We start from the raw sequence: 12,957 nt of genomic DNA, 5'->3' as shown, positions 1-12,957 counted from the left end.
GGCCGGCGAGCCCGACGCGCATCGCTGCCAGTGCGTCGGATACGGGGAAAACCACCCTGACCGCGCCGGCCGGCGCGGCGGGTGGACCGCGCAACGGCCTCGCGCCGGGCCGGTTCGATGCGCTGCGGGACGGCGCCGATTGCGCGGCGGCGACGGTTTCAGCCGCGGCGCGACAGCGCCTGCGGCCCGGGCCAGCAGGCCAGCAGCGCCAGCCAGGCCCACCACAGCGCGAACACCAGCCGCTGCGCCACCGCCGCCGACAGCAGCGCGTCCAGTGCGAACGCGCCGAGCGCGGCCAGCAGCGCCACCGCCAGCGCGGCCCGCGCCCAGCCGCGCGCGCCGGGCTGGCGCCAGGCGCCGACGGCCAGCAGGCTGGCCGCCGCCACCAGCGCCACCACCCACAGCAGCCAGGCGCTGGCATGCAACTGGGTGGCGCGCGATTCCAGGTCGGCCGGATCCAGCGGCAGCAGGCCCATGCCGGCGAAGGCCAGCCCGGCCAGCAGCAGCAACTGGCCGCCGACGCGCAGCGACCAGGGCGCGCCAGGGCCGCTGCGCTGCAGCAGGCGCAGCGCCAGCGCCACCGCCAGCGCCCCGGGCAGCACGAAGGCCAACAGGTCGAAGGCCCAGGCATGGGGGATGCCGCTGGCGCCGAGCAGCGCGACCGGATGCGACCACGGCAGGTAGCCCGGCAGCGCCCGTCCGAAGCCGACCACCGCGGCCACGGCGGCCAGCGCCAGCAACGGCCCTGCATAGCGCAGCGCCTGATCGTATCGGTTGGCCATCGTGTCTCCGGGCACCTGCGCCGCCACGCCACCGCGGCGCGCCAAGCGCCCATTGTCGCCGCTGCGGCCGCGGCTGGCACCCTGCGTGCCCGGCACGGCCGCGATCGCCGCGGCGCCGGCGTGGAGGCCATCGCCGGCCTGCGCGCCCTTGCGTCGCCGCCGGTCTGCCACCATAGAACCCATCATTCTTCGCCAGCCACGATGCCCCCCATGTCCGACATGCCCCACGTTTTCGACGCCAAGACCGAGACCTTCGAAGCGGAAGTGCTGCAGAAATCGCTGCAGACCCCCGTGCTGGTGGACTTCTGGGCGCCCTGGTGCGGCCCGTGCAAGACCCTGAGCCCGATCCTGGAGAAGCTGGCCGCCGAGTACCACGGCGCGTTCGAGCTGGCCAAGGTCGATGTGGACCAGGAGCAGCAGATCGCCGCCGCGTTCCAGATCCGCTCGGTGCCGACCGTGTTCCTGGTCAAGGACGGGCAGCTGGTCGACGGCTTCCCCGGCGCCATGCCCGAAGGCCAGCTGCGCGAGTTCCTGACCCAGCACGGCATCGCGCCGCTGCCGGCGCCGGCCGAGGTCCAGGACGACGCTCCCGCGGCGCCGCTGGACCCGCAGGCCGAGGTGCTGCGCCTGCGCGACGCGGTGGCCGCCGAGCCGGACAAGGACGAACTGAAGCTGGACCTGGCGCTGGCGCTGGTGAAGACCGGTGCGGCCAGCGAAGCCGAGGCGTTGATCGACGCGCTGCCTGCCAACCTGGCCACCGACGAGCGCGCGGTGCGCGCGCGGGCGCGGCTGGGCTTCGTCGGCGCGTTGCAGGCGGCGCCGCCGGTGCAGACGCTGCAGGCGGCGATCGCGCAGGACCCGGCCGACCTGAAGTCGCGCTACCTGCTCGGCGTGCAGCGCCTGGTCGGCGGCGAGGACGAAGCGGCGCTGGAGCAGTTCCTGGAGATGCTGCGCCAGGACCGCAGCTTCGAGGACGGCCTGCCCAGGAAGTCGCTGATCGACGCGTTCCGGGTGATCGAGGACGAGGACCTGGTCGGCCGCTACCGGCGCAAGATGTCGGCACTGCTATTCTGAGATTCATGTCACGGATGGGATCGGTTGGCGATGATCCCGCGGTTCGGCCACCCAGTGGCGGGACGAGTGGTCCGGCTCCCTCCGCGACATCACGACCAGGGGAAATCCACAGGCCCGGCCCGTCCGGCGTCGCGCACCCGGTCCTTGCCAGGGCGAGATGTTGAGCAGCCAGAACCGCACCCCCTCCCGCCGTGCCCTGCCCCTGCCCGTCTGGCGGCTGCTCGCCTTGCTGCTGGCCTGCGCGGTGCTGACCGCCGCGCCTCCGGCCGCGGCCCAGGATTGGATCTATCGCGTCCGCCCCGGCGACACCCTGTGGCAACTCAGCGACCGTTACCTCAAGCCCGGCCTGGACTGGCAGCGCCTGGGCCGGCACAACGGCGTGTCCGACCCCTATGCGCTGCCGCCGGGGCAGCCGTTGCGCTTCCCGATCGCCTGGCTGCGGGTGCAACCGGCGCCGGCGCGGGTGATCGCGCTGCGCGGCGTGGCCAGCGTGCGCGGCGTCGGCGCGGCGCCGGCACCGGTCCATGAGGGCATGCTGCTGCCGATCGGCAGCGCATTGCAGACCGAGGCCGAGGCCAGCGTGACCGTGCAGTTCGCCGACGGTTCGCAGATGCAGGTGCGCGAGAACAGCCGCGTGCGCTTCGACCAACTCGCCCGCTACGGCGCCACCGGCATGGTCGATACCCGCGTGCGGCTGGAACAGGGCCGCGCCAGCAACGAGGTGGTCCCGGCCCAGGGCCCGGCGTCGCGCTACATCATCCAGACCCCGGCCGGCACCAGCAGCGTGCGCGGCACCCGCTTCCGCGCCGCCGCCGGCGGCGACGGCCAGTTGGCCGCCACCGAGGTGCTGCACGGCGTCGTGCAGGTCGGCAATACCCACGGCCGGCAGGTGCTGCATCCCGGCGAGGCCTCGCGCATGGCCGCCGACGCCTCGCCGCTGCAGGAACAGCTGCTTCCCGCGCCGGCGCTCGACGAGGCGCGCAGCCGCCTCGACCGCGCGCCGTATCTGCTGGCCTGGCAACCGCTGCCCGGCGCGGCCGCGTACCGGGTCGAAGCGGTGGATGCCGAGCGCCGCCAGGTGCTGCGCTTCGCGCGCCAGACCACGCAGGCGCAGATCGCCCTGGACGACCTGCCCGCCGGCCGCCTGCTGTTGCTGGTACGCGGCATCGCCGCCACCGGCGTGGAAGGCGAGGACGCCGAACGGCCGCTGCAGGTGTGGGCCACGCCGCTGCCGCCGCTGACGCTGCAACCCTTGCAGCAGCAGCAATTGCGCACGCCGCATCCGCGCTTCGAATGGACCCGCAGCACCGATGCCACCGCCACCGTGCTGCAGCTGGCGCGCGATGCCCAGTTCAGCGAGCTGCTGTTCGAGCGCGCGACCGACGCCACCCGGCTGCGCGCGCCGGTGCAGTTGCCTCCCGGCGAATACTTCTGGCGCGTGGCCTCGCGCGATGCGCAGGGGCGCCAGGGCCCGTTCGGACAACCGCTGCTGCTGCGGATCAGCGACGCGCCGCTGGACCCGTCGCTGCAGCCGCCGGAAGCGGCCAAGGGCCAGCTGACGCTGCGCTGGCAGGCCGGCGAGCCGGGCCAGCGCTACCACGTGCAGATCGCGCGCACGCCGGACTTCGCCGCGCCGCTGCTGCTCGACCGCACCCTCGACACCCCGCAGATCTCGCTGCCGCGTCCGCGCGGCGGCACCTGGTACGTGCGCGTGCAGGAGGTGGACGACGACGGCTACGCGGCGCCGTTCTCGCCGACCCAGGCGATCTCGCTGCCGTGCCGCGGCTGCTATCTGGGCGGCGGTGCCGGCGCGCTGCTGTTGTGGTTGCTGCTATGAAGGCGCCCACGCCGCTACGCTGGCTTGCGGCCGCGGCGGCGGCACTGCTGGCCGCCGCGCTCGGCCTGTCCGACGGCCTGTGGCGGCTGGACAACACGCTCTACGACACGCTGGTGACGCACTGGCGCTACACGCCCGATTCCACGGTGGTGCTGGTGCTGGTCGACGACCGCAGCCTGCAGGCGCTCGGGCAGTGGCCGTGGCCGCGCAGCACCCACGCGCGACTGCTCGACCGGCTGAGCGCGGCCGGCGTCAAGCGCGTGGCGCTGGACCTGGTGCTGAGCGAACCCGACCAGGCCGACCCGGACAACGATGCGCGGCTGGCCGCGGCGCTGCGCCGCAACGGCAACACCGTGCTGCCGGTGACCACCAGCAGCACCGACGCCGGCGAGATGCCGCAGGAACTGCTGCCGGTGCCGGCCATCGGCCGCGCCGCGGCCGGGCTGGCACATACCGACATCGAGATCGATGCCGACGGCGTGTCGCGCGGCATCTACCTGCGCGCCGGCCTGGGCAATGCGCACTGGCCGGCCCTGGGCGTGGCCCTGGCCGGCCTCGCCCCGCCGTGGCCCGGCCTGGCATCGGATGCCGGACAAGCGGACGCGATGCCTTATCGCTGGCATCGCGACGACTACGTCGGGGTCCGCTACGCCGGGCCGCCCGGCAGCTTCCCGCAACTGTCCTACGTCGACGTGCTGGAAGGTCGTGTGCCGGCGCAAGCGCTGCGCGGCCGGCGGGTGATCGTGGGCGTCGGCGCCACCGGCCTGGGCCAGCGCTTCCTGACTCCGATGTCACACGAAAGCTGGATGAACGGCGCCGAATATCAGGCCAACGTGGCCGCGATGCTGCTCGGCGGACATGCGATCACGCCCTTGTCGAAGAACCAGCAAATCGCCACCTCGGCGCTGCTGGCCCTGCTCGCCGTGCTCGGCATGACCTATTCGGTCCGCCAGCGGCGCTGGCCGTGGCTGGCCTTGCCGGTGATGCTGGCCTTGATCGTGGCCGGCAGCCTGCTGTACGCGCTGACCACCGGCCGCTGGTTCGCGCCGACCGCATGCCTGGCGGCAGTGACGCTGGTGTCGGCCTGCTGGCTCGGCCTGCGCATCGCGCACTGGCGGCGCCAGGCCCATCGCGATGGACTCACCGGGCTGGCCAACCGCCACAGCTTCGAACTCGCCTTCCATCAGGAACTGGCGATGGCGCAGCGCAGCGGCAAGCCGCTGACCCTGATCGTGGTCGACGTCGATCATTTCAAGCGCTACAACGACGCCCTCGGCCACCACAGCGGCGACCGCGCGCTGACCCTGGTCGCCGCGGCGGTCGCACGTCATGCGCGGCGTGCGCACGACGTGGCCGCGCGCTTCGGCGGCGACGAGTTCGCGATGATCCTGCCCAACACCGCGCTGGACGATGCGCGCCAGATCGCCGAAGCGCTGCTCGAGGACATCCGCCAGCTGACTGTGCCCGGACCACAGGGCCCGGTGCCGATCACCGCCACCCTCGGCGTGCACAGCACCACGGTCGATGCGGATACCCGCCAACGCGACTTCTTCGCCCAGGCCGACGCGGCGCTGTACCGGGCCAAGACCGCCGGCCGCGACGGCTATGCCTGCAGCACGCCCGGACAGCGTCCGGCACAGCGATGAAATAGCCCACGCCGCGGTTCGGCGTGCACGCGGCAAGGAACAACGCGGAGCCGACGGGCGATACGCGACGGCGCGACGCCGCCGACCGCGAACGTGGCACGTTGCAAAACCGTGGGCGGCCGCACCCACGGATGCCAAAGACCCCAGCACACCATACCCATGCGAATGGTAAGCTCGCCGCTTCGTCCCGCCCCCGCCCGTCATGAACGCTTCGCTGTTCCGCTTTGGCCTGAACCTGTGGCCGCCGTTCCTGTTCGCCGGTATCCACCTGGTGGAGCTGAGCCCGGACTACCGCTACGCGCGGGTCGAGCTGCGCATGCGGCCGTGGAACCGCAACTACGTCGGCACCCATTTCGGCGGCAGCCTGTTCGCGATGACCGATCCGTTCTGGATGCTGCTGGCGATGCAGAACCTGGGCAGCGCCTACTACGTCTGGGACAAGGCCGGCAGCATCGAGTTCGTGCGCCCGGGGCGCGGCACGGTGAGCGCGCAGTTCCGCCTGGACGACGCGCTGCTCGACGAACTGCGCACCGCCACCGCCGGCGGCGACAAATACCTGCGCTGGTTCGACAACGAGATCCTCGACGCCCAGGGCGAGGTGGTGGCGCGCACGCGCAAGCAGCTGTACGTAAAGCGCAAGCCGGCGCGGTAATGCCGGCGAGATCGGCCGCCGCAGCGCGCGCGACACGACGCCTGGCGCGATCGATGCCCGGCCGATTGCGCAGCAGTCTTGCAGATGAGTTCCGTGCGCGGTCGTGCAACCGGCTCGACGGCTTCCGAAGCACGGAGACCATCCCGCTGCGCTCGTCGCGACTGAAGTCGCTCCCACAGGGACTTGCGGCCAGCGCGCAGGTGCGCTGCAAGAACTCCAGCTAACCGCGATCGATGGCCCGAAGCCAACGAATCCCGCGTCCAGAGGCTGCGACAGCAAAATGGACGCGCCGAGCCCGCCCCCACCAGCCACCTGCCGATCCTTGCCACGCCGCTTCCCCAATCGCACCTGCACGGAGTGCGCCATCTTAGCCGTCGGGCGCAGCGGCAGGCGCAGCGCGCCGCTACACTAGGCGGATGTCGCCCGATACCCCCGCTCCGCACCCCCGCCCGTCCCTGCAACGGCTGTTCTTCACCGGCCTGCTGACCCTGCTGCCGATCTGGCTGACCTGGGTCGTGGTCAAGTTCGTGTTCGTGCTGCTGTCGGGCATCAGCAGCCCGTGGGTGGTGCCGCTGTCGGCGCGCATCGCCGCCTCGTTCCCGCACGAGATGGGCTGGGCCACCGCGCTGTGGGTGCAGAACACCATCGCGCTGGTCGCCACCCTGGCGGTGATCCTGCTGGTCGGCATCCTCAGCCGGCGGGTGATCGGGCAACGCCTGCTGCGCTGGTTCGAGGCGGTCATGCGCCGCATCCCGCTGGCCAGCGTGGTCTACGACAGCGCGCGCAAGCTGCTGGACATCCTGCAGACCCAGCCCGGCAGCACCCAGCGCGTGGTGCTGATCGACTTCCCGCACCGCGACATGAAGTCGGTGGGCCTGGTGACCCGGGTGATCAAGGAACAGGGCACCGGCCGCGAGCTGGCTGCGGTGTACGTGCCGACCACGCCGAACCCCACCTCCGGCTACCTGGAGATCGTGCCGGTGGAGCTGCTGACCCCCACCGACTGGAGCGTGGACCAGGCGATGAGCTTCATCATCTCCGGCGGCGCGGTGGCGCCGGACAGCGTGCCGTTCACCCGCACCATGGACCGCTGAGGGAAGACGCATGCGCAACGGCACGCTCGACGATCGCGCCGTTCGCCTGTTCATCGGCCTGGCCGCGTTCTTCTGCGTCAATGCCGCGCTCGCCGAATTCATCGGGGTCAAGATCTTCGCGCTGGAAGACACCCTGGGCATCGCGCCGCTGAACTGGAACCTGTTCGGCCAGACCGGCTCGATGAACTTCACCGCGGGCACGCTGCTGTGGCCGCTGGTGTTCATCCTCACCGACACCATCAACGAGTTCTTCGGCCGCCGCGGGGTGCGCTTCATCTCCTGGCTGGCGGTGGCGCTGATCGGCTACGGCTTCCTGTTCGCGTTCGCGGCGATCGCGCTGGCGCCGGCCGGGTTCTGGGTCGGCGCGGCGCAGCACCAGGGCGTGCCGGACTACCAGGCCGCGTTCGCGGCGGTGTTCGGCCAGGGCCTGTGGACCATCGCCGGCTCGCTGGTCGCGTTCCTGGCCGGGCAGCTGATCGACGTGGCGGTGTTCCACCGCATCCGCAACGTTACCGGCGAAAAGCACGTGTGGCTGCGCGCCACCGGCTCCACCGCGGTGTCGCAGCTGATCGACAGCTTCGTGGTGATCTACATCGCCTTCGTGCTCGGCCCGCAGCACTGGTCGATCCCGCTGTTCCTGGCGGTGAGCACGCTCAACTACATCTGCAAGATGCTGCTGGCGGTGCTGCTGATCCCGCTGCTGTACCTGATGCGGCGGCTGATCACCGACTACCTGAGCCCCGAACGCGCCGAGCAGCTGCGCGAGGAAGCCGCGGCCGACTGAGTGCGCGGATCGGCCGCGCCGGCGCGGCAACGACCGGATCCGCGCGCCCGGACGCATCCCGTATTCGCACGGCCGTCGCACCGCCGGCGCGGCCGTCTTCTCGCCCATGCACGGCCGGCGCAAACGCCGAAGACAACCGCCCCGCCTGGGTCGCGTGCGCCAGGCGCACCCGCCGCCCCGGCCGCACCCGCCCTCTGGCTTCCCGGGTTTTTCCTGACCGCGCGCGCGGCGGTGGGTGGCCTCCACGGTGCGGATCGGGCAAGCTCCCGTGCTCGCTTGTCGTTGGAGCCCGCAATGCCGCCCAGCTTTCCCCGCCTGCTGTCGCTCGCCATCGCCGCCGTCCTGAGCCTGTCGCTGGCCGCACCGGCGGACGCGGCCAAGAAGAAGGCCGTCAAGAAACAGCAGACCGTGCAGACCCGCAGCAAGGCCAAGAAGGCGCGACCGACACCGGCGCCGGTGGTGCGCAGCAAGGCCGAGCAGCTCAACCGCCTGTACGACGACTACTGGGAAGCGTCGCTGAAGCTCAATCCGCTGCAGGCCACGTTCCAGGGCGACAGCCGCTACAACGACCAGTTGCCCAACTTCCTGTCGCCGGCGTTCCGCCAGCAGTCGCACGACTTCACCGTGCTGTGGCTGGGCAAGGCCGAGGCGATCGGCAAGGACGGGCTGAGCGGGCAGGACCTGCTCAGCTACGAGATCTTCGTCAGCGATGCGCGCACTGCGCTGGAAGCGGAGAAGTACCCGAGCTGGATGCAGCCGGTGAACCAGTTCTACAACGTCGGCAGCATCATGGTGATGCTCGGCTCGGGCACCGGCGCGCAGCCGTTCCGCACGGTCAAGGACTACGACAACTGGTCGCGGCGCGCGCTCGGCATTCCCGCCCTGTTCGACCAGGCCATCGCCAACATGCGCGACGGCATGAAGGCCGGCGTGGTGCAACCGCGCGCCTTGATGGAAAAGGTGCTGCCGCAGCTGGACGCGATCATCAAGCCCACCGCCGAGGAGAGCCTGTTCTGGGGTCCGGTGCGCAACCTGCCGGCGGACATGCCCGAGGCCGACAAGCAGCGCATCACCGCCGACTACAAGCGCCTGATCGAATACCGGATCATGCCGGCCTACCGCGCGCTGCGCGGCTTCATCGCCACCGAATACCTGCCGGCCACGCGCAGCACCGCCGGCGTCGGCGCGCTGCCCGGCGGCGCGGACTGGTACGCGTACAACGTGCGCCAGAGCACCACCACCGACCTGAGCCCGGCGCAGATCCACCAGATCGGCCTGGACGAGGTCGCGCGCATCCAGGCGCAGATCCAGGTGGTGATGAAGCAGGTGAAGTTCCGCGGCTCGATGCCGAAGTTCTTCAAGTTCATGCAGAGCGACAAGCGCTTCACCTTCAAGAGCGAAGACGAACTGCTGAACTACTACCGCGGCCTGGAGACGCGGGTGGACGTGGCGGTGCCGCGCCTGTTCGCGCTGAAGCCGAAGGCGGCGTTCGAGATCCGCCCGGTGGAGCCGTACCGCGCGCAGTCGGCGGCCAGCGGCTCGTACATGCGGCCCAGCGAAGACGGCACGCGCCCCGGCATCTTCTACGTCAACACCTACGACCTGCCCAGCCGCAAGACCTGGGACGCGGAAGACCTGTATCTGCACGAGGCCATCCCCGGCCACCATTTCCAGCTCGGCCTGCAGCAGGAGCTGAGCAACCTGCCCAAGTTCCGCCGCTTCGGCGGCGAGACCGCCTACATCGAAGGCTGGGGCCTGTACACCGAATCGCTGGGCAAGGAACTGGGCCTGTACCAGGATCCGTACAACTACTTCGGCTACCTGCAGAACGAATTGTGGCGGGCGATCCGCCTGGTGGTGGATACCGGCCTGCACAGCAAGGGCTGGACCCGCGAGCAGGTGATCGACTACATGCTCGAGAACTCGGCCACCAGCCGCACCGATGCCGAAGCCGAGGCCGAGCGCTACATGGCCATCCCCGGGCAGGCGCTGTCCTACAAGATCGGCGAGATGAAGATCCTGCAGCTGCGCGAATACGCCCGCACCCAGCTCGGCGCCAAGTTCGACATCCGCGAGTTCCACGCCGAGATCCTGAAGGACGGCTCGGTACCGCTGGACGTGCTGCAGGAGAAGATCGAACGCTGGGTGGCGAGCAAGAAGGGTTGAGCGACGCGGCCCGGCTCGTATGGGAGGGGCCTCGGCCCCGACCGGGCCTTGCCGGTAAAAGCGGTCGGGGCTGAAGCCCCTCCTACAGTGGACTCCCGGCGCGTCGGGGCAGCCTGCGTTGCTCCCCAGAGCCGACGTCGGTACAGCGCCTACAGGTTCGCCGAATCAACCACCCTGCAACGCGTTCGCGCGCAACCGCTGCGCCAGCTGCGCGATAGCGCGCGGCGTGGTGCGGCAACAGCCGCCGATCAGGCGCGCGCCGGCAGCGCGCCAGGCATCGACACGGCCGGCCAGACCGCAGGCATCAGCGGCGTCGTAGCGCTCGCCGGAGTTCGGATACGCCACCAGCGGCAACCGGGTCAGGGTCGCCAGATGCTGCAGCGCCGGGGTGCACAGCGCCGGCGCGATGCAGTTGACGCCGAGCGCGACCACCTGCGGATGGCCATCGAGCAGCGCCGCCACCTCGCGCAGCGGCGTGCCGTCGCTGAGGTGCATGGCATCGCGCAGGTTGAACGAAAACCACGCCGTGCCCTGCGGGAACTCCTGCAGCAGCGCCAGCAGCGCAGCGACCTCCGCCGCCGACGGCTGCGTCTCGCAGGCCAGCAGGTCCACGCCCGCCTCGACCAGCGCGGCGATGCGCGGGCGGTGGAAGTCCAGCATCTGCGCCTGCGGCAGCGCATAGTCGCCGCGGTATTCCGAACCGTCGGCCAGATAGGCGCCATACGGCCCCACCGAGCCGGCGACCAGCAGTGGGCCGGCCTCGGGATGCGCGGCCCGATGCGCGTCGCGCGCCTGCAGCGCCAGCTGCGCGCTCAGCACGATCAGCCGCCGCGACTGCACCGGATCGATGCCGCGCGCGGCGAACCCCAGCGGCGTGGCCTGATAGCTGGCGGTGATCGCGCACTGCGCGCCGGCTTCGAAATAGTCCAGGTGCACCTGGCGGATCAGCTGCGGCTGCTCGAGCAGCACCTTGGCCGACCACAGCGCATCGCCGAGGTCGCAACCGCGCGCCTCCAGCTCGGTGGCCAGTGCGCCGTCGAGCACGATGCAGCGGTCGTCGGCCAGCAGCGCGGTCAACGGGTTGTGCGGCATGCTCGCGTCCTCGCCGGCGAAACGTGATGCCGCCATTGTGTCAGGCGGTGGCCGCTGCGCGGAATGTGGGCGGTCGCGCGCACCGCCATTTGCGCACACGCAGCAGACGGCACCGCCGCCGTATGCGAACGCATATCCCGCGCAACGCATCGCACAGACTCACACCTGACGCTGCGCTATGCTCGGCGCATGGCCGACCCTCTTCCTTCCTTGCCGGAGCAGCGCATGACGTTCACCGCGTTGACGCCGATGCTGCGCAGCGCCGACCTTGCCGCGGCGCTGGCGTTCTACACCGACACGCTGGAGTTCCGTCTCGACAGCGGTGGCGCAGACGCCGGCTGGGCCTCGCTGCGACATGGATCGCTGGCGCTGATGCTGGCCGCGCAGCAGGCCACCACCGAGACTGCCGTAGCCGGTTTTCCCGGCTCGCTGTACTTCCGCACCGACAACGTCGACGCCTGGTGGCAGCGGCTGCAGCCGCGCGCGCGCATCGCCTATCCGCTCGGGGACTTCGCCTACGGCATGCGAGAGTTCGCGATCCACGATGCGGACGGCCACCTGCTGCAGTTCGGCCAGGCGCTGTGCCGATGAGCCTGACCCTGCGCGGCGTGCACCATGTGGCGATCATCGCCTCCGACTACGCCCGCTCGAAGGATTTCTACTGCCGCATCCTCGGCCTGCGCGTGATCGCCGAGGTCTACCGCGACACGCGCGACTCCTGGAAGCTGGACCTGGCCCTGCCCGACGGCACCCAGATCGAACTGTTCTCGTTCCCCGCGCCACCGCCGCGGCCCAGCCGTCCGGAAGCCTGCGGCCTGCGCCACCTGGCGCTGCGCGTGGCCGACCTGGACGCCGCCGTCGCCCATCTGCAGGCGCACGGCGTGGTGACCGAGCCGATCCGCATCGACGAATACACCGGGCGCCGCTTCACCTTCTTCGCCGACCCGGACGACCTGCCGCTGGAGCTGTACGAGATCGCGTAAGCGACGCAAGCCCACGTCAATTGGACTGCGTACTCCTAGCGCGCTGCGTTCGCGTCGCACGTTACGCAAACGACCCCGGGGCGCCGCGACCAAGCAGCCCGGCTTCCACTGCCGGACCCCAAGAGCGCTGCCGACTCGCTGAACCGCCCGCGTCCGGCGATTCCCAGCACCATACGCTTGGGTATACAGTCGGCTCCAGGTCGGCATCGCGCCGGCCGCTTCGCACACACCCTGGGAGGGGACACATGCGCACCACTTTCAAGACCCTGCTGCTGGCCCTGCCGCTGAGCGTGGCCGCGTTCGTCGCGCAGGCCGCCGACACCTCGCCGGTCGGCCGCTGGCAGACCATCGACGACGAAACCGGCAAGCCCAAGTCCATCGTGCAGATCGAGCAGGCCGGCAACGGCACGCTGAGCGGCAAGGTCGTCGAGATCCTGCAGTCCAACCACGGCCCGAACCCGATGTGCGACAAGTGCGACGGCGCGCAGAAAGGCAAGCCGATCAAGGGCATGACCATCCTGTGGGGACTGAAGCCGGACGGCACCGCGGTGTGGAGCGGCGGTTCGGTGCTGGACCCGGCCAAGGGCAAGACCTACAAGGCCAAGGTCACCCTCACCAACGGCGGCAAGAAGCTGCAGATGCGCGGCTACATCGGCATCGAGGCGCTGGGGCGGACGCAGACCTGGATCAGGGAGTGAAGAGCTGGGATTCGGCATTCGGGATTCGGGATTGGCAAAAACGGGGCGCCTTCGGGCGCCCTTTTTTTGCAGGCAGCTACTACGCCCCTGCAGGTACTGGGATATCTCCAATCCCCAATCCCCAATCCCGGCTTTCCAGACTAGTGCGA

General features: G+C 70.6%; 12 protein-coding genes. 10 read left to right on the top strand and 2 right to left on the bottom strand.

Annotated elements, in window-relative coordinates; translation table 11 throughout:
* Positions 1-158: 158 nt before the first annotated feature.
* Positions 159-782: a DUF998 domain-containing protein gene (locus HDC36_RS00745; RefSeq protein WP_179563775.1), complete on the bottom strand. Its 624-nt coding sequence runs from the start codon at positions 780-782 to the stop codon at positions 159-161.
* A 210-nt stretch (positions 783-992) separates the two neighbouring features.
* Here HDC36_RS00745 and trxA point away from each other — a divergent pair, with 210 nt between their 5' ends.
* The 7 genes from trxA to HDC36_RS00715 all read left to right on the top strand — a co-directional run bounded on the left by trxA (position 993) and on the right by HDC36_RS00715 (position 10,035).
* Positions 993-1,856: a thioredoxin gene (gene trxA / locus HDC36_RS00740; protein WP_179563774.1), complete on the top strand. Its 864-nt coding sequence runs from the start codon at positions 993-995 to the stop codon at positions 1,854-1,856.
* Positions 1,857-2,013: 157 nt separating this feature from the next.
* On the top strand, positions 2,014-3,693 hold the full coding sequence (locus HDC36_RS23370; RefSeq protein ID WP_255432558.1) for a FecR domain-containing protein: 1,680 nt from the start codon (positions 2,014-2,016) through the stop codon (positions 3,691-3,693).
* Positions 3,690-5,339: a CHASE2 domain-containing protein gene (locus tag HDC36_RS00735; RefSeq protein ID WP_255432557.1), complete on the top strand. Its 1,650-nt coding sequence runs from the start codon at positions 3,690-3,692 to the stop codon at positions 5,337-5,339. The genes HDC36_RS23370 and HDC36_RS00735 overlap by 4 nt, the downstream gene beginning before the upstream one ends.
* A 202-nt stretch (positions 5,340-5,541) precedes the next feature.
* A complete protein-coding gene (locus HDC36_RS00730; protein ID WP_179563773.1) occupies positions 5,542-5,991 on the top strand; it encodes a DUF4442 domain-containing protein in 450 nt (149 codons plus the stop codon).
* Positions 5,992-6,407: 416 nt separating this feature from the next.
* Positions 6,408-7,085 carry a DUF502 domain-containing protein gene (locus HDC36_RS00725; RefSeq protein ID WP_179563772.1) on the top strand — a complete coding sequence of 226 codons (678 nt, stop codon included), beginning with the start codon at positions 6,408-6,410 and terminating at the stop codon, positions 7,083-7,085.
* 10 nt (positions 7,086-7,095) lie between these two features.
* Positions 7,096-7,869: a queuosine precursor transporter gene (locus HDC36_RS00720; protein WP_179563771.1), complete on the top strand. Its 774-nt coding sequence runs from the start codon at positions 7,096-7,098 to the stop codon at positions 7,867-7,869.
* A 294-nt stretch (positions 7,870-8,163) separates the two neighbouring features.
* The gene (locus HDC36_RS00715; protein WP_179563770.1) at positions 8,164-10,035 is read left to right on the top strand and encodes a DUF885 family protein; all 1,872 of its coding nucleotides are present in this window, start codon (positions 8,164-8,166) and stop codon (positions 10,033-10,035) included.
* Positions 10,036-10,200: 165 nt separating this feature from the next.
* Here the strand turns inward: HDC36_RS00715 and mmuM are convergent, their stop codons facing one another.
* Positions 10,201-11,127 (bottom strand): homocysteine S-methyltransferase, encoded by a 927-nt coding sequence (gene mmuM, locus HDC36_RS00710; protein WP_179563769.1) that lies wholly within the window; start codon positions 11,125-11,127, stop codon positions 10,201-10,203.
* Positions 11,128-11,352: 225 nt separating this feature from the next.
* Here mmuM and HDC36_RS00705 point away from each other — a divergent pair, with 225 nt between their 5' ends.
* The 3 genes from HDC36_RS00705 to HDC36_RS00695 all read left to right on the top strand — a co-directional run bounded on the left by HDC36_RS00705 (position 11,353) and on the right by HDC36_RS00695 (position 12,808).
* Positions 11,353-11,718, top strand: a complete 366-nt coding sequence (locus HDC36_RS00705) for a VOC family protein (RefSeq protein ID WP_179563768.1) — start codon at positions 11,353-11,355, stop codon at positions 11,716-11,718.
* The gene (locus tag HDC36_RS00700; protein WP_179563767.1) at positions 11,715-12,110 is read left to right on the top strand and encodes a VOC family protein; all 396 of its coding nucleotides are present in this window, start codon (positions 11,715-11,717) and stop codon (positions 12,108-12,110) included. The genes HDC36_RS00705 and HDC36_RS00700 overlap by 4 nt, the downstream gene beginning before the upstream one ends.
* Before the next feature lie 245 nt (positions 12,111-12,355).
* Positions 12,356-12,808, top strand: coding sequence for a DUF2147 domain-containing protein (locus HDC36_RS00695; RefSeq protein WP_179563766.1), 453 nt, complete (start codon positions 12,356-12,358; stop codon positions 12,806-12,808).
* Positions 12,809-12,957 lie beyond the last annotated feature (149 nt).

Source organism: Xanthomonas sp. JAI131, from assembly GCF_013410075.1.
GTDB classification, from domain to species: Bacteria; Pseudomonadota; Gammaproteobacteria; order Xanthomonadales; family Xanthomonadaceae; genus Xanthomonas_A; species Xanthomonas_A bonasiae.
The sequence above is the reverse complement of the archived record's forward strand: the minus strand, read 5'-3'. Positions and strand labels throughout refer to the sequence as shown.